This window comes from Microbacterium sp. cf332, from assembly GCF_900102175.1.
GTDB lineage: Bacteria > Actinomycetota > Actinomycetes > Actinomycetales > Microbacteriaceae > Microbacterium.
In genome coordinates this window covers 1,394,332-1,411,428 of record NZ_FNKN01000001.1, presented here as the reverse complement: position 1 = coordinate 1,411,428, position 17,097 = coordinate 1,394,332, and the positions used below count along the sequence as shown (strand labels likewise).

Below are 17,097 nucleotides of genomic sequence, written 5' to 3'. Positions count from 1 at the left end.
GTGGCGGCCCGCCCCGGGGGAGTCGGATCAGTTCTTCGGCGAGAAGTCGAAGATCGACGGGTAGGCGTTGGTGGGCCAGAACTCGAGGTTCGTGTTCGCGTCGGTGGCGAACGTGCCCTGCACCCGGAAGAAGGGCGCGAACCACGCCTGGTCGACCAGGTACTTGTTGAGGTCCTTCAGCGCCCGGTCCGACTCCTCGGGGGTGCCGAACTGGACCGTCTGGATGTAGCCGTCGACCGTCGGGTCCTCGTACTTGAACGGGTTGAACGTCGCGTCGGGGCCGACCATGAAGTTGATCAGCTGCCAGTCGGGGTTCTGCTCGAGGGCCATCCAGGTGGCGGGGTACTTCGGAGCGAGCATGTCGGTGATGAAGTTGCCCGTGCCGGGGTCGGTGTAGTTGACCGTGATGCCGATGTCCGACAGCTGCTGTCCGACGAGGTCGAACGTCGTCTGGAACGCCGGCGTCGTCATCATGTTCAGCGTGAAGCCGTCGGGGTAGCCCGCCTCGGCCAGCAGCTCCTTCGCGGCATCCGGGTCGTAGGAGTAGGTGTCGTCGAGCGATGCGTCGTACGCGACGGAGGTCTCGGGGAAGACCTGCTCGGTGACCGTGCCGTAGCCGCTCTGGAGCGACTGCAGCAGCGCCTCGCGGTCGAACGCCATGTTGATGGCCTGACGCACCTTGACGTCGGCGAGCTCGGGAGCCATGGTGCCGGCGCGGTCGAGCAGCAGGAGGCCCTGGAAGTCGAGCTCGTTCGACTCGATCGTCCAGCCTGCGCCCTCGACCTCGGAGATGGTGTTGTTGTCCGCGATCTTCGCACCGTTGGCCTCACCGGCACGCACGGCGTTCACGGTCGCGGTGACGTCCTCGAGGACGTTGATCGTGAGGTTGTCGTACTTGACCGCGTCGGCGTTCCAGTAATCGGGGTTCGCGGTGTAGTTGTAGGTGGTGCCGGTCACCGACGATGCGGTGTCGAGGATGTAGGCGCCGGAGCCGATCGGGTCGGTCGCGGCGTCGGGGTCGTCGAAGGTCGACGGTGCCTGGATGAGTCCCGGTGCGATCGAGAGCAGGTTGACGAGCGACGGGTCCGGCGCTTCCTGCGTGATCGTGACGGTCGTCGCGTCGACGGCGGCGAACTCCTTGCCGGCGAGCGTCGCCGCCTGCGGGGCGGTGCCGTCGCGGAAGTGCTCGAGGCTCGCGACGACCGCAGCGGCGTCGAGGTCGGTGCCGTCGGTGAACTTCACGCCCTCGCGCAGCGTGAGGGTCAGGACGGTGTTGTCGTCGTTGTACGACCATTCGGTCGCGAGCCACGGCTGCGTCTCGCCGGAGGAGTCCTTCGACAGGAGGGTGTCGAAGACGGCCTGGAAGAACGGGCTGCGGTTGCCCCATTCCGCGCCCTGGCCGATGTCGTAGCTCGTGGGTGCTGCGATCGCTGTGAGGGTGAGTCGGTCAGCGCGACCGCTCTCGCCGCCGCCGGATCCGGTGTCTCCGCTCGCGCATCCCGCCAGGGCGAGAGCCGCGACGACCGTGAGGGCTGCTGTGGCCTTCCATCGGAACATCTTTGGTCCTTTTCTCGGGAGGCGATACCCCTGTGGATCGCCCTGGCGCTGGACGCTAGCACCAAATCCGAGCGATGACTAGATTTTTGAATCTAATTTCTACCGATCGCTAGGTTTTCGTTATCGAACCGTGCAGACTGGCCCAGCGTTCGCCGACGAGGGCGACGACGGACAGATGGACGATGATGACGACGACCGACACGACGGCGCCCCCGCGCGGTCGACGGCGAGGCACCTACGCCAAGACCGAGGCCACGCGCCAGGCCATCCTCGACGCCGCGCTCGAGGTGTTCGCGCAGTCGGGCTACCGCGCCGGCTCCCTCCGCGACATCGCCGCGCGCGTCGGCATGAGCGAGGCCGGGCTCCTGCACCATTTCCGCAACAAGAGCGCGCTCCTCGAGGCCGTCCTCGAAGAGCGCGACGAACGCGCCCGCGTCCAGGTGCCGATCGAGTCCGACGACGGCGCCGCGGTCATCCGCGGGCTCGTCGACCTCGCCGCCCACAACGCCTCCAGCCCGGGAGTCGTCGAGCTGTACACGACGCTGTCCGCCGAGGCGACGGCCTCCGACCATCCCGCGCACGGTTACTTCGTGCGCCGTTACGAGTACACGCGCGGCAACGTCGAGCGCTCGTTCGGCCAGCTGCGCGACGAAGGGCGCCTGCGTCACGGCATGACCCCGCGCCGCGCGGCGATCACGGCGATCGCCCTCATGGACGGCCTGCAGGTGCAGTGGCTGCTCGATCGCGACGCGCTCGACATGGCCGTGGAGTTGCGCGCGCTCTTCGCCAGCTTCGTGGACATCGACTGGCCTGACGCGCCGCGCGAGTCGGGGGACGCCGGCGATCGGACCGCATCGTGATCCGCACTCCGCTCCACGACGGCTGGACGGTCGGGCCGAAGCTCGGCCCGTTCGAGTCCGCCGCCGACGGGCGCGGACCGGTCGCGGTCGCGCTGCCGCACGACGCCCTGCGCGATCTCCCGCGCTCGCCGGACGAGCAGCAGGGCGTGCACACCGGATACACGCCGGGCGGCGTCTTCGAGTACGTCCGCCTTCTCGACGTACCCGAGGAGTGGCGGTCGCGCACGGTGGTCCTCGAGTTCGAGGGGGTGTACCGCGACGCCGTCGTGTTCGTCGACGGAGCCTTCGCGGCCCATCAGGCCAACGGCTACGCGGGCTTCTCCGTCGTGCTCGACCCGTTCCTCCGTTTCGGCGCCGTGAACCGGATCAGCGTCGAGGCGCGAGCGCACCGCGACTCGCGGTGGTACTCCGGCGCCGGCATCTACCGGCCCGTGCACCTCGTGGTGGCCGACCCCGTGCACATCCCGCTCGACGGCGTCACGGTCGACACCCCGGACGTCGACGACGAGCGCGCCGTCGTCGCGGTCGCCACGACGGTCGCCAACACGACTCGACACACCGTCACCACGCGCGTCCGGTGGCGGGTCGAGGCGCCGGACGGCACCGTCGCCGCGGAGGGCGAGTCCCCGGTCACCGTGCTTCCCGGCGAGCGTGCGACGGCGCGTGCCCGTCTGACGGTCGCCGACCCGCAGCGCTGGGATATCGACACCCCCGCCCTCCATCGGGTGCGCAGCACGCTGTCGTCGGAGGACGGCGCGCCGCTCGACGAGGACGTCACGACCTTCGGCATCCGCTCGCTGCAGCTCGACCCGCAGCACGGCCTGCGCCTGAACGGGCGCTCGATCGATCTGCGCGGGGCGTGCGTGCACCATGACAACGGGGTGCTCGGCGCGGCGACCGAGGCCGCGGCCGAGGATCGACGCGTGCGGCTGCTCAAGCAGGCGGGGTTCACGGCGCTGCGCAGCGCCCACAACCCGCTGAGCAGAGCCATGCTCGCGGCGTGCGATCGTCACGGGATGCTCGTGATGGACGAGCTCACCGACGCCTGGACCCGGCCGAAGGCGCCGTTCGACGCCACCGCCGCGTTCGCCGAGCACTGGCGCGACGACATCGCAGCGCTCGTCGCGAAGGACCGCAACCACCCCAGCGTCGTCATGTACTCGATCGGCAACGAGATCCTCGAGCTGGGCACCCCGCTCGGGGCGACCTGGAGCCGGCGCCTGGCCGAGCGGGTGCGCGAGCTCGACCCCACCCGCTTCGTCACGAACGGCATCAACGGCATCATCGCGAACCTCGATCGCATGGCCGAGGCGCGTGAGCAGACGGCCGACGCCAACACGATGATGGCCGATATGGGCGAGCAGATGGGACTCATGAACGCGTCGCCGCTCGTGAGTGCATCGATCGAGGAATCCGCGGCCGTGCTCGACGTGGTCGGGTTCAACTACGCCGACTCGCGCTACCGCCAGGACGCCCTCGATCATCCGAATCGGATCATCGTCGGCTCGGAGACCTTCCCGGAGCGGATCGACGTGATGTGGGGCCTCGTCCGCGAGCTGTCGCACGTCATCGGCGACTTCACCTGGACGGGATGGGACTACCTCGGCGAGGCGGGGATCGGGCGCGTCGACTACACCGACGAGCCCGGCTACGCGCCGACCGGTACGGCCGGTCCGTATCCGTACCGGCTGGCCGGCTGCGGCGACATCGACATCACCGGTTTCCGCCGCCCGATCTCGTACTACCGCGAGATCGTCTACGGGCTGCGCCGCGATCCGTACATCGCCGTGCACCGACCGCAGCACCACGGCCGACCGACCGCATCCACACCCTGGTCGTGGACCGACTCGGTGTCGTCGTGGTCGTGGGCTGCGGCCCCCGGCTCGGCCGTCACGGTCGACGTGTACGCGGATGCGGATGAGATCGAGCTTCTCGTCGATGACGAGGTCGTCGGCGTTGCGGAGGTCGGTGCCGAGAAGGCGTTCCTCGCCCGGTTCGAGACCCGCTATCGCCCGGGACGGATCGTCGCGGTCGCGCGACGAGCGGGAGCGGAGGTAGGACGGCACGCCCTCGTCACCGCGGGGCCGGCATCGCTCGTCGCCCGCGCGGAAGAGGCGGCGGTCGGTCTCGACGGGCTCGCGTTCGTCGAGATCGCGATCGAGGACGCGGCAGGAGTCGTGCTGTGCGACCGCGACCTCGCGGTCACGGTCGGCGTGAGCGGTCCGGCGACGCTCGCGGGCGTCGGATCGGGGCGCACCGACAGCGAGGAGTCGTTCGCCGGCCCGGTCTACACGACGTTCGACGGTCGTCTGCTCGCCGTGGTGAAGCCGCTCGGCGCGGGCACGGTCGAGGTCACGGCATCGGCGCCCGGATGGGATTCCGTCTCGATCGACGTGACGGTCGCCTGCTGACGCCCCCGTCGTCACCCCCGGATGAGACAACTCTCATCTGGTGCTCCTGAGCGTTCGCTTAGGCTCGTCGGACTGCCGGAAAGCGTATTCCGGCTTCCGGATTCGACGACGAACGGGATTGCTTCGATGAAGAACAGACTCCGATCCGCCGCGCTCGCGGGCCTCACCGCGGGAGCCCTCGCCGCCGGCGGGTTCGTGACGTTCCCCGCCGCAGCCGCCGAGCCGGCGCGACAGACCGACGCCCCGGTGCCGCAGCTCGAGACACTCGACCGCGGCCTCGTCGCGGTGCCGACCGACGAGGGCGTCTTCCTCAGCTGGCGGCTGCTCGCGGGCGAGGCGCAGAGCGCCGGCGAGACGGGCCTCGTCGGCACCGACTTCGTCGTCTACCGCGACGGCGAGGCGGTCGCCACCGTCACCGACAGCACGAACTACCGAGACGAGGCCGGCACCGCGGCATCCGTCTACCGCGTCGCCGCCGTCGCCGCGGGAGTGGAGGCCGCCGCGAGCGACATCGCCATCACGATGGGCGACGGCTTCCTCGACATCCCGCTGCACCGGCCCGACGGCGGGATCACGCCGTCGGGCGAGTCGTACGACTACTCGGCCAACGACGTGTCGGTGGGCGACGTCGACGGCGACGGGCAGTACGAGTTCATCGTGAAGTGGGATCCGTCGAACGCGAAGGACGTCTCGCAGGTCGGATACACCGGCGGCGTCTACATCGACACCTATACGCTCGACGGGCGCCTGCTGAACCGTCTCGACCTCGGCCCGAACATCCGCGCGGGTGCGCACTACACGCAGTTCCTCGTCTATGACTTCGACGGCGACGGGCGTTCCGAGACGATCCTCAAGACCGCGCCCGGGACGAAGTCGATCACCTACGCCGCCGACGGCTCCGTGGCGTCGGAGCAGTACATCACGATGCCGGACGACGACATCGCGGCGGGCTACGCGCACACCGACGACTACCGGATGAGCGCCGACGACTACGCCGATCACCTCGTCGAGATGTTCCGCGGCTGGGCGACCCGCGATGAGGTGGTCTCCGGTCAGTGGCCCGCGACGCTCGAGGAGGCCTTCGGCATCGAACAGCGGTACGACTACCCGCTGTCGGACGCCGATGCGCGTGCCCTCGTCGACCACTTCATCGACGTCTACGCCCCGAGCCGCAGCGCCCGCAACGTCCTGCGCGACTTCGAGGGCTTCATCCTCGACGGACCCGAGTACCTCACGGTCTTCGACGGTCGCAGCGGCGCCGAGCTGCAGACCGTGCGCTACGAGCCCGACCGCGGCGACGACGGGCTGCTGTGGGGCGACTACGCGATGTCGCGCATCGAGCCCGGCAACCGCGTCGACCGGTTTCTGGGAGGCGTCGCCTACCTCGACGGCGAGCATCCGTCCGCCGTCTTCGCGCGGGGGTACTACACGCGCACGACCATCGCGACGTACGACTGGGACGGCGAGAACCTCGTGAAGCGGTGGTTCGTCGACAGCGGCCACGCGCCCATGACGAACCCGTTCAACGACGGACCCCACGGCGTCGACGGGACCGACCCGGTCTACGGCACGATCACGACGCAGGGCTTCCACAGCATGTCGGCCGCCGACGTCGACGGCGACGGCCGCCACGAGATCGTCTACGGCTCGGCCACTCTCGACGACGACGGCAGCCTGCTCTACAGCTCGTTCGCCGAGATGCCCGAGGGCTCGGCGACCCCGGGTGAGACGGCACGACTCGGGCACGGCGACGCGATGCACGTGGCCGACATCGATCCGACGCGCCCCGGGCTCGAGATCTTCACCGTCCACGAGGGCGGGGCGTACGCGCCCTACGGCACCGCGCTGCGCGACGCCGCGACCGGCGAAGTCATCTTCGGCGCCTACTCCGGACGCGACACGGGGCGCGGCATGATCGGCGACGTGCGCCCCGACGTCCCCGGCATCGAGGTGTGGTCGAGCATGCCCGGCGGCACCGACGCCTCGGGGCTGCTCACCGCGCAGGGCGAGGTGCTCGCTGCGGCGACGCCGGGCACGAACGCCTCCATCCGCTGGGCGGGTGACCTCACGACGCAGATCGTCAACGGCAGCGGCGACGTCACCCCGACCGTCGACGACGGGACGCGCGGCACCGTGCTCACCGCATCCGGGACGCTCGCGAACAACGGCACCAAGGGCAACCCCGGCCTCGTCGCCGACGTGCTGGGGGATTGGCGCGAGGAGCTCGTCGTCCGCACCGCAGACTCCTCGGCGCTGCGCCTGTACGTCTCGACGGAGCCGACCGGGCACAAGCTGTACACGCTCATGCACGACCCCCAGTACCGGGCCGAGGTCGCACGGCAGCAGACCACGTACAACCAGCCGAGCTACACCGGCTTCCACCTCGCCTCGGGGATGGACTTCGCCGGGGTGCCGCTGCGCCCCGCCGCCCTGCCGGTCGCGAAGCCGGGCATCGGGGTCGACTCCGCCGGCGTCAACGTGACGTGGCAGCCGGCCGCGGCGACCGACGAGCCGGTCACCGGCTACACGGTCACGATCGAGGGCGCCGACGGTATCGCGATCACGCGTGAGGTCGGGCCCGACGTCCGGCGGGCGAGCTTCGCCGATGCTGCTCCGGGAAGCTACCGGGCGATCGTCGTCGCGCACAACCGGTACGGTGCGTCGGCGGCATCGCCGTCGTCGTCCCCCGCGACCGTCCGCGACGGCCAGCCCGTCGCGCTCTCGGTCAACGCCCGGGCGCAGTGCGTCAACGGCACGGCGCACGTCGCCGTCTACGCCCGGAACGCGGACGGCCGGACGTTGGATCTGCGCCTGTCGGCCCTCGCCGCGAGCGTGGCGAAGCCGAAGATCGCTGCGGGCGGGGCGGCCTACGAGCTGCTCGACAGCGGGGCGCGTTCGGTCGCCGCGGGGACGGCCACGGTCACCGGCTACGCCTGGACGGACGGTGTCGGCTACCACGCGACCTACGCCGTGCCGTACGCGGCGCTCACCTGCTGACCTGCGCCGCCGGTCCACGGGTGCATCGCCCGGGGACCGGCGGGGCCGTCCGGTGCGGGGGGTCAGCGCGCGGCGCGGGGGCGCTCGGTGGCCGGGGCGTCGGGCAGCGGGATCGCCGTCGTCCCCGCGACTTCGTCGCTGAACTCCTCAGGGGTGACGACCGAGATCGGCCGCGTCTCGTCGAGCGAGAGGGCGAAGCGACGCGAGTCGGAACGGTGCACGCGACCCGAGACGAGCATCCAGGTGACGCCGACTCCGAAGGCGACGAACGCCGCGACGGCGCCGAGGCCGATCGCCGCGCGGGGGCCGTACTGATCGGCGACCCAGCCGACGATGGGTGCCCCGACGGGCGTGCCGCCCATGAGGATGGCCATGTACAGGGCGAGGACGCGGCCGCGCAGCGCCGGGTCGGTCGTCGTCTGCACGTAGCCGTTGGCGGTGGTGAGGGTCGTGACGACCGCGAACCCCGTGAACATCAGGGTGACGGCGTAGAGCCAGTAGGTCGGCATGAAGGCCGATACCGCTGCGGCCACGGCGAACAGGCCGGCCCCGAAGATCACGACGCGGATGCGGGCCCGGTCGCGTCGCGCCGCCATGAGGGCGCCCGCGAGCGAGCCGATCGCGAGGATCGAGCTGAGCAGCCCGTAACCGTCGGCGTCGCGCCCGAACTCGATGGCCATCGTCGAGGCGAAGATGGGGAAGTTCATGCCGAAAGCGCCGAGCAGGAAGACCATCGCGAAGGCGACCATGAGGTCGGGGCGCCCGCGCACGTACCGGAACCCGTCGGCGAGTCGCGCCGCGCCGGGCGAGACGACGCGCGGGATGAGCTCGCCCGGGCGGATGAGGAACAGAGCCACGATCATCGCGAGGAACGTGGCGGCGTTGATGAAGAAGACCCAGCCGGTGCCGACGGCGACGATCACGATGCCCGCGACCGCGGGGCCGATCATGCGTGCGCCGTTGAAGGATGCCGCGTTGAGCGCGACCGCGTTGGCGGCGATCTCACGGGCGACGATGTCGGAGACGAAGGCCTGCCGCGCAGGGTTGTCGAACGCGGAGATGAGCCCGAGGCCGAAGGCGAAAGCGTACATCAGGGGGAGCGTCATGACGCCGGTGAGCAGGAGCGTGCCGATGACGAGCCCGACGACCATGAGTGAGCTCTGCGTCACGACGAGCAGGCGGCGGCGGTCGAAGCGGTCGGCGACCCATCCGGTGACGCCGACGAGCAGCAGGGGCGGCGCGAACTGCAGGGCCATCGTGATGCCCATGGCGCCGGCGTCGTTGTCTGTCAGGCCCGTGAGGACGACCCAGCTGAGCGCGGTCGCCTGCATCCAGGCGCCGACGTTCGACACCAGTGCGCCGAAGAACCACACCCGGTAGTTGAAGACCGAGAAGGAGCGGAACATGGCCGAACTCATCGGTCCGCCACCGCCCGCATGATGACCGCGGCCTTCGCGAGCGTGTCGCGGTCGGCCGGGTCGAGGTCCTCGAGGGCATGCTCGAGCCAGGAGTCGCGGCGTCGCGTCGTCTCGACGACGACCGTGCGCCCGTCGTCGGTGAGTGCGATGTTGACCTTGCGCCGATCGTCGCCGTCGGGCGTGCGGCTCAGGTAGCCGAGCTCTTCGAGGTGGTTGACCGTGCGGTTCATCGACGGAGCCGAGACGCGTTCGCGATCGGCGAGCTCGCCGAGGGTGTGCGGTCCGTGGACGTGGAGGTTGGCGAGCACGGCGAACTGGCCGTCGCTCATCGAGTCGACCGCGCGCTGGGCGCGGAGCCGTCGCGCGAGGCGGAAAGTCGCCATGCGCAGATCGGTCGCCTCGTGCGCGAGGTCGACGGCGGGTGTCTCGGGCGGTGCGGAGGTGGGGGAGGAGGCGCTCATCGGTAATATTTAGCTTAGCTCATTAGTCTTGCTAACGGCCCGTGGTCCGGAACACGCCGCGCGGGTGAACGTAGAATCGCGTCATGCCCGAGTTCACCGACGCGCACGGGGTCGCGATCGTCTACGACGTCCATCCCGCGCAGGGCGAGCCCCGCGGCGTCGTTCAGCTGCTGCACGGTGTCGGCGAGCACGCCGGTCGGTACGCCGAGATCGCGCGGGTCCTCACCGCTGCCGGCTTCACGGTCTACGCCGACGACCATCGCGGCCACGGACGCACCGGACTCCGCCAGCACGGCGGGCCCGCGAAGCTCGGCCGCCTCGGACCCGGGGGCCTGCACGCCGCGCGCGACGCGTGCGCCGAGCTGACCCGCATCATCGAGCGCGAGCATCCGGGAGCGCCCATCGTGCTGCTCGGTCACTCGTGGGGCTCGTTCCTCGCGCAGATGCTGTTCGACGACCGCCCCGAGGCGTATGCCGGGCTCGTGCTGTCCGGCTCGGCGCTGCGCTGGCCCGGATCGCTCAATTCCGGCGATCTCAACGCCCCCTGGAAGGCGCCCGGCGCCACGGGCGTCGAGTGGCTCAGTACCGACACCGGGGTACAGCGAGCCTTCCTCGACGACCCCCTGACGACGGTCACCCCGCTGCCGCGTCTGTTCGGTCCCATCGAGACGGTGAAGCTCATGGGGCGGCCGCGCCGCGACCTCGGCGTCGACGTGCCGGTACTGCTGCTCGTGGGGCGCGACGACACCGTGGGCGGTCCCCGCAGCGTCCACCGCCTCGCTGACGCCTACCGCACGCGTTCCGGACTGACCGACGTCACGACGCTCGTCTATCCCGGCGCGCGTCACGAGATCTTCAACGAGGCGGTGCGCGGCGACGTCCACGCCGATCTCATCGCTTGGCTCGACGCCCGCTTCCCGCGATCCTGAGACGGGTCAGCGCGCGGCACCGCGCCGGACGGCCGTCACGAGCGGACGCGAGGCGAGCAGCGCGAGCGCCACAGCGCCGAAGCCAGCCACGAACGTGAGCCCGATCACGAGCACCGACAACGGCGCGACCACCAGGCTGATCCCGACGATCGGCATCGCGAGCGCGACGCCGACCGCGGCTCCGCCCGCCGCGGCCCAGCGCAGCGGCAGCATCACGGTGATGCGTCGGGCGCGGGCGAGTTCCCCGGGTTCCATGCCGAGGCGGTCGAGGCCGACGATGAGGTCGCGGTCGTCGAGGACGGATGCGGCGTGACTGACGCCGACGGATGCGGCCAGCAGAACGAAACCGGCGCCGAGGGTCACGAGCACGCCCGTCCGGATGTCGGCGAACAGCGTCACCCCCGGCTCGGCACCGGCCATGTCCGCGATGGCGATGCCGCTGCCTCCCACGACCGCGATGAACGAGATCATCGCGATGCTCGACACCCGCCGCCAGGCGGTCGCGGCGTGAGCGGCGAGCTCGCGTCCGGCGATCAGCTGCGCCGCGGTGCGGGCGCGCCGCGCCATCGAGCGGCCGCGGGCGGCGACGATCGGAGCGCCGATCAGGTTCACCAGCCCGAGCGAGCCGGCGAAGAGGGCGAGCAGGACCGCCATCGCCGCGGCCGGACCGAGGAGCGGGGCGATGCTGCCGAACTGCCCGACCGCGACGCCCACGACGACGATGCCGAGTCCTGCCCCGACGAGCAGGCGGATGCGTCGCGGCGGTGGGTCGGTGCGCCGCCGGACGCCGAGCGGGGTGAGGCGAACACGGCGCAGGCTCGCCGCGGCACTCGCCGTCGCGATGATCCCGATCGCCGCGACGACGGCGACGACGACGCCCCATCCCGCCCAGACCGCCCCGGCGCCGACGGGTCCGCCGAAGAAGGGCAGCAGCCCGATCAGCGGGAGGGCGACGCCGTAGGCCAGCGCGCCCACGATGGCGCCGGCGAAGGCCACGACCGAGGCCTCGCCGACCGCCATCGCCGACACCTCGGCGTTCGTCGCACCGAGCAGCCGCAACGTCGACAGGCCGTCGTTGCGGCGCCGGCTCGACAGGCGCGCGGCCGCGGCCCCGAGCGTGGCGGTCGGAATGACCAGCAGCAGCAGCGCGAGCATGCTCAGCACGCCGTAGAGGAATGCGAGGTCGCCGGTCCGGGGATCGACGAGGAACATGCGCGTACCGCCCGCGACGGTGAGCATCAGCAGCGTCGTCACGGCGAAGGCCGTGAGCGGCAGTGCGAGCGCCGCGGTGCCCTGCCGCGCCGGACGTGACAGCAGGATCGTGAGCGTGGTCACGCGGCGCAATCGTCCCGGGGCCCGGGTGGGCGGCGCGAGGGGTGCGGGCGGCAGGACAGCGGGCCGGTCGGTCGCGGTCGTGGCGGCGCTCATCGCTGCACCGTCCCGGACGTCCGCGCGGCGGCGCCCGCGGCGGCCCCCGTGAGCGCGGGCGCGGGGGCGTCGACGATCCGGCCGTCGCGCATGCGCAGCACACGGTCGCAGCGGCCGGCGACCTCGTCGTCGTGCGTCACGACGACGAGGCTGCGGCCCTGTCCGGTCGTCGCGTGCAGGAGCGCGGCGAGCACGTCGGCCGACGTCGCCGAGTCGAGGGCGCCGGTGGGCTCGTCCGCGAAGACGACGGCGGCGCCCGTCACCTGAGCCCGGGCGATCGCGACCCGCTGGGCCTGACCGCCGGACAGCTCGCCGATCCGGCGGTTCTCCATACCGCCGAGACCGAGCGCACCGAGCCACGCCGCCGCGTGCGCCTCGGCTGCGGCGCGTGCGGTTCCCACGAGCAGCAGCGGCAGGGCTGCGTTCTCGACGGCGGTGAGCTCCGGGAGGAGCAGGTGGTCCTGGAAGACGAAGCCGAGCCGCCTGCGCCGCACGGCGGAGCGGGCGGCGTCGGGCATCCCGACGAGCTCGGCGGTGTCAGCACCGGGCGCCGCCAGGCGCACAGAGCCGGCGTCGGGGGCGATGATCGCGGCGAGGCAGTGCAGGAGCGTGGTCTTGCCCGACCCCGAGGCGCCCATGATGGCGACGGCCTCGCCGGCATGCACGCTGAGGTCGACCTGGTCGAGCGCGGTCAGCGGGCCGTAGCGTTTCACGAGCCCGCGGGCCTCGAGGACGGGGGTGGAGTCGATGGCGGTGTTCATGCCCCTCACTCTTCTCGGCGGATGCCCGTGCGTCGTCCCCCGGGAGGTGTAGCGGCATCCGTCCCGAGACCGATGCCGCGACCGACCACGGGACCGGTCGAGCCGGCGGTGCCGCCCGGTCCTAGGCTGGGGTCATGCACGGCGAATACAAGGTGCCCGGAGGAAAGCTGGTCGTCGTCGACCTCGAGGTGCGCGACGGGCGCATCGCGGACTTCCACCTGGCCGGCGACTTCTTCCTCGAGCCCGACGACGCGCTCGCCGACATCGATGCCGCGATCACGGGGCTCCCCGGGGAATCGGACGTCGCCACGATCGCGGCGGCCGTCCGCTCCGCGCTCCCGGACGGTGCGCAGCTGCTCGGCTTCACGCCCGAGTCGGTCGGCACGGCGGTGCGGCGAGCGATGATCACGGCACCCGGCTGGCGCGAGTTCGACTGGGAGGTCATCCACGACCGGGCGGTGTCGCCGAGCATGAACCTCGCGCTCGATGAAGTGCTCACGACGCGGGTCGGCGACGGGCGCCGCAACCCCACGCTGCGCATCTGGGAGTGGAACGAGTCGGCCGTCGTCATCGGATCGTTCCAGTCGTACCGCAACGAGGTCGATCCCGAGGGGGCGGCGAAGCACGGCTTCGATGTCGTCCGCCGGATCTCGGGCGGAGGCGCCATGATGATGGCGGCGAACTCGATCGTGACGTATTCGCTCTACGTGCCGGCATCCCTGGTCGCGGGGCTGACCTTCGCCGACTCGTACGCGTTCCTCGACGACTGGGTGCTCGAGGCCCTCCGCTCGCTCGGCATCGAGGCGACCTACCAGCCGCTCAACGACATCGCCTCGCCGTCGGGCAAGATCGGCGGCGCGGCGCAGAAACGGCTCGCCAACGGCGGCGTGCTGCATCACGCGACCCTCAGCTACGACATGGACGGAGCCGTCCTCACCGAAGTGCTGCGTATCGGGCGCGAGAAGCTCAGCGACAAGGGGACGGTCTCGGCCGCCAAGCGCGTCGACCCGCTGCGCAGCCAGACGGGTCTGCCACGCGACGCGATCATCGACCGCTTCATCGAGGTGTTCTCGAAGCGCTACGGAGCGGTGCCGGGCACCGTCTCTCCCGAGGAGTACGCCGAGGCCGAGGCGCTCGTCGAGGCGAAGTTCGCCACCGAGGCGTGGCTCAAGCGCGTTCCGTGACCGCCGCGGCGGTCACGGAACGAGCGCCCGTACCGAGGCGTAGCCGTCGGCGATGACCGTGGGAACGGACGCGGCGCCGCCGAAGACCCGGGTCGCGCCCTCTTCGGGCGTCCAGCGCGGCCATCCCGGGTCACCGGTTCGCACGAACGACACCGCGGCGCCGTGCATCGCGTCGGCCAGCTCGCGCGGCGGTCGTTCACCCGCGAGCCGCGTCACGCCGGGGGCGTCGAGGCGGTTCCACCAGAAGGGCACGTCGAGGCAGTGCAGCGCCCATCGCCGGGTCGGCGAGGGCCAGCTGAAGCGGTAGGTCCACGTGACGGATCCACCGCGCGCGCGGGCGACGCGCGGCACGGTGTCGCGGAAGACGCGGTCGGTGGCGTACCGCCCGAGGAACGCCGCGGTGCCGAGGCGGCGCTGCTCGTGGTTGTCGCGCACGTAGCGCCAGCGGCGGGCATGACCCACGCCGAGCACCGCCAGCGCGAGGGGCGCGGGCACGAGGCGCACAGCTCCGCTGAGCGCGTCGGTCGCCATCGTGAACTCGTCGTCCGTCGTGCCGAGCACGAGCGGTTTGTCGGCCCCGACCCCGGCCGCGAGGGCGTCGAGCGCGGGCCGCGGGATGAGGTCGCCGTCGACGACCGGCCCCCACGGGAGGCCCTCCGCCAGCCGGCTCCGCACCGTCGCGATGACGCCGCCGTGCCGCTCGGCCTCGAGTGCCTGCTGCGCGCGCAGGACCGTGAGCTCGTCCACTCGCGAGAAGCCCTCCCGGGTCGGTGCTACCCCGAGCGCCGCGGCCAAGCGCGTCGTGCGTTCGGCGGCCCGTGTCGGCGCGACCTCGGTGAGGGCCGCGGAGATGGCGAGCGCACGCCGGAACAGCGGCTGGGCCGACGGCATCCCGAGCAGCGTCAGAACGGCGCCGCCCCCGGCGGACTGACCCGCGATCGTGACGTCGCCGGGGTCTCCACCGAAGGCGGTCACCTCGCGCTGCACCCATTCGAGGGCGGCGATCCAATCGCGCACGCCCCGGTTCGCGGGAGCGCCGGCGATGAGCCCGAACCCGTCGAAGCCGAGCCGGTACGAGACGGTGACGACGACGATACCCGCGCGGGCGAACGCGGCGCCGTCGTACCAGGGGCTCGCGGCGGATCCCTGCACGAACCCGCCACCGTGGATGTAGACGAGCACGGGGAGAGGCTCGTCGTGCGCGTCGCCCGGCGCGAAGACGTTCACCGAGAGTGTGTCGTCGCCCGGGATGGAGGGCTCGGGGATGAGGGTCTCGCCGTAGTCGCCCCGCTGCGGCGTCGGCCCGTAGGCGGTCGCGTCGCGTACGTCGGCCCAGGGCTCTGCCGGTTCCGGCTCTCCGAAGCGGCGCTCGCCGACCGGGGCCAGTGCGTACGGGATGCCGAGGAAGGCGAGCGTGCCGTCGGGCCTCTCGAGCCCTCGGACACGGCCGGTCGAGAGCGAGACGGTCGCGGTCACAGTCCGAAGCTAGCGGATCCGCCATCCCGCAGCGGGTGCCGCGGCGACCGCCGTCCGTCAGGCGATGCGCCGCACCTGTACCGTGATCCGGTCGACGGACGGATGCTGCGCGCGCACCTCGTCGGCGACGGCGCGGGCGACCTCGGGCGTGCGTGCGGCCACGCTGACCGAGACGGCTGCCGCCGCCGTGACGACGTCGCCGTCGGCGGAGACGAAGATGCCGTCGGTCGGCGGCGTGGTGTCGAGTCGCAGAGCCGTCGAGGCCGCACCGAGTGCACGGGTGAGCGGCGGGCGGGGGTCGTGGACAGCGGTGACGCCGGCGACCTCGACGAGAGGGCGCGGGTTCGACGGGTCGACGACGGAGGCGGGGTCGATCATGCGATGTCCTTGGGCGGGAATGGGCGGTGGAGATCCTCGACGGTGACGTCGACGGCGGTGACGTTCAGCTCGGTGTGCTGGGAGAGGGCTTCGGACACGGCTCGACGGACGGCGCCCGCGGCCGCGGGCAGCGACTCGCCCCAGGCGACCGACGCGGTGACGTCGACGGCGATCGGCGCGTCGGGCACTTCCACGTCGCCGAGGATCTTCGAGTGGCCGATGAAGACGCCGTCGATCGCATCGCCGCTCGCGCGGATGAGCGCCTGCACGGCGCCCTCGGTCACCGACATCGACACCCGTGGGTCGGGATGCGTCAGGGGGATGGAGCGTCCGGCGCGCAGCTCGGCACGCACGGCCGTCATGACGCCGTGGAACCAGCTCTCGGACGGCTCGGGCATCTCGGCGGCATCGGCGGCGATCAGCTCGCGCGACAGCCGTCCCGCACGTTCGAGCGCATCGAGAGCGTTGAGACAGTCGGGACAGGTCTCGATCTCGGGATCGTAGGGCGAACGGCCGCTCTCGACGTAGTCGCTGATCTCCTCGATCGTCTTCCCGCAGTCGAGGGTCACGTCGTTGGCGTCCATCAGCGCCACCCCGCCATCTGGATCGTGATGCTGGCACGGGCGCGGGAAAGGTTTCCTCGAACGGTGCTGAGAGGGAGGTTCATCTCTTCTGCGATCTCGGTATAGCTGAGCGACCCGACTTCTCGGAGCAGCCAGCAGCGGCGTTGGGCTTCCGGCAGCGCGTCGAGTGCAAGGGAGAGCGCTTGCAGCTGTGCGTTGCGGATTGCGGCCGCCTCAGGAAGGAGACCCGACTCCGCGGCTCTGTCGAATCCGTCCAGTGTGTCATGGTCCGGTCGTCTTCTCAGGTGCGCGTACGCCTCGCGGCTCGCGATCTTCATGAGCCAGGCCTTGACCGCGTTCGGGTCGCGCAGTGAGGAGAGCTGACGCCAGGCCGTGAGGAACGCGTCCTGCACGACGTCGTCGGTCTCCGAGAGCGTGCCGACGATGCGGTACACGTAAGCGCGCACGATGCGGGTGTGCCGATGCAGGAGGGCGTCGAATGCCTCGGCGTCTCCGGAGGCCGCGCGGGCCACCAGGATGCCGTCCGGCGCGGCCTGCAGGTCGGTGTCCGACCCGCTGTCATCGGCTCGCATCGTCCCCCCAGAAAACTTCTCGAACTTTTTTGTGACGAATCCGGATGAGCCGCCCTCTTATCTGTAGAGCGAACGTAACGC

General features: G+C 71.3%; 14 protein-coding genes. 5 read left to right on the top strand and 9 right to left on the bottom strand.

Annotation, left to right across the window (positions count from 1 at the left end):
- Positions 1-27 precede the first annotated feature (27 nt).
- On the bottom strand, positions 28-1,557 hold the full coding sequence (locus tag BLT21_RS06695) for an ABC transporter substrate-binding protein (protein WP_091500552.1): 1,530 nt from the start codon (positions 1,555-1,557) through the stop codon (positions 28-30).
- Positions 1,558-1,739: 182 nt separating this feature from the next.
- On the opposite strand from BLT21_RS06695, the gene BLT21_RS06690 reads away from it, so the two are divergent.
- From BLT21_RS06690 to BLT21_RS15925, 3 genes are all read left to right on the top strand, one after another.
- Positions 1,740-2,417, top strand: a complete 678-nt coding sequence (locus BLT21_RS06690) for a TetR/AcrR family transcriptional regulator (protein WP_218125725.1) — start codon at positions 1,740-1,742, stop codon at positions 2,415-2,417.
- Positions 2,414-4,828, top strand: coding sequence for a glycoside hydrolase family 2 TIM barrel-domain containing protein (locus BLT21_RS06685; protein WP_091500551.1), 2,415 nt, complete (start codon positions 2,414-2,416; stop codon positions 4,826-4,828). Before BLT21_RS06690 ends, BLT21_RS06685 begins: the two co-directional genes overlap by 4 nt.
- 126 nt (positions 4,829-4,954) lie before the next feature.
- On the top strand, positions 4,955-7,825 hold the full coding sequence (locus BLT21_RS15925) for a rhamnogalacturonan lyase family protein (protein WP_218125722.1): 2,871 nt from the start codon (positions 4,955-4,957) through the stop codon (positions 7,823-7,825).
- Between the two features lie 62 nt (positions 7,826-7,887).
- Here BLT21_RS15925 and BLT21_RS06675 read toward each other — a convergent pair whose 3' ends face one another.
- Positions 7,888-9,231, bottom strand: coding sequence for an MFS transporter (locus tag BLT21_RS06675; RefSeq protein WP_176786825.1), 1,344 nt, complete (start codon positions 9,229-9,231; stop codon positions 7,888-7,890).
- Between the two features lie 8 nt (positions 9,232-9,239).
- Positions 9,240-9,704 (bottom strand): MarR family winged helix-turn-helix transcriptional regulator, encoded by a 465-nt coding sequence (locus BLT21_RS06670; protein ID WP_091500549.1) that lies wholly within the window; start codon positions 9,702-9,704, stop codon positions 9,240-9,242.
- An 83-nt stretch (positions 9,705-9,787) separates the two neighbouring features.
- On the opposite strand from BLT21_RS06670, the gene BLT21_RS06665 reads away from it, so the two are divergent.
- Entirely contained in the window at positions 9,788-10,633 is an 846-nt protein-coding gene (locus BLT21_RS06665) for an alpha/beta fold hydrolase (RefSeq protein WP_091500548.1), read from the top strand.
- 6 nt (positions 10,634-10,639) lie between these two features.
- Here BLT21_RS06665 and BLT21_RS06660 read toward each other — a convergent pair whose 3' ends face one another.
- Entirely contained in the window at positions 10,640-12,061 is a 1,422-nt protein-coding gene (locus tag BLT21_RS06660; RefSeq protein ID WP_143024948.1) for an FtsX-like permease family protein, read from the bottom strand.
- On the bottom strand, positions 12,058-12,822 hold the full coding sequence (locus tag BLT21_RS06655) for an ABC transporter ATP-binding protein (RefSeq protein ID WP_091500546.1): 765 nt from the start codon (positions 12,820-12,822) through the stop codon (positions 12,058-12,060). The genes BLT21_RS06660 and BLT21_RS06655 overlap by 4 nt, the downstream gene beginning before the upstream one ends.
- A gap of 134 nt (positions 12,823-12,956) precedes the next feature.
- Between BLT21_RS06655 and BLT21_RS06650 the strand changes: the two genes are divergently transcribed.
- Positions 12,957-14,006, top strand: a complete 1,050-nt coding sequence (locus tag BLT21_RS06650) for a lipoate-protein ligase LplAB (RefSeq protein ID WP_091500545.1) — start codon at positions 12,957-12,959, stop codon at positions 14,004-14,006.
- A gap of 12 nt (positions 14,007-14,018) precedes the next feature.
- On the opposite strand, the gene BLT21_RS06645 is transcribed toward BLT21_RS06650, so the two are convergent.
- Genes BLT21_RS06645 through BLT21_RS06630 form a run of 4 tightly spaced genes read right to left on the bottom strand, consistent with a single transcriptional unit; the run spans position 14,019 to position 17,016 of the window.
- A complete protein-coding gene (locus BLT21_RS06645; RefSeq protein ID WP_091500544.1) occupies positions 14,019-15,482 on the bottom strand; it encodes a carboxylesterase/lipase family protein in 1,464 nt (487 codons plus the stop codon).
- A 57-nt stretch (positions 15,483-15,539) separates the two neighbouring features.
- Complete coding sequence (locus tag BLT21_RS06640) at positions 15,540-15,860, bottom strand: hypothetical protein (protein WP_091500543.1); 321 nt, start codon at positions 15,858-15,860, stop codon at positions 15,540-15,542.
- The gene (locus tag BLT21_RS06635; RefSeq protein ID WP_256335950.1) at positions 15,857-16,444 is read right to left on the bottom strand and encodes an Asp23/Gls24 family envelope stress response protein; all 588 of its coding nucleotides are present in this window, start codon (positions 16,442-16,444) and stop codon (positions 15,857-15,859) included. Before BLT21_RS06635 ends, BLT21_RS06640 begins: the two co-directional genes overlap by 4 nt.
- Entirely contained in the window at positions 16,444-17,016 is a 573-nt protein-coding gene (locus BLT21_RS06630; protein WP_091500541.1) for an RNA polymerase sigma factor, read from the bottom strand. The genes BLT21_RS06635 and BLT21_RS06630 overlap by 1 nt, the downstream gene beginning before the upstream one ends.
- Positions 17,017-17,097 lie beyond the last annotated feature (81 nt).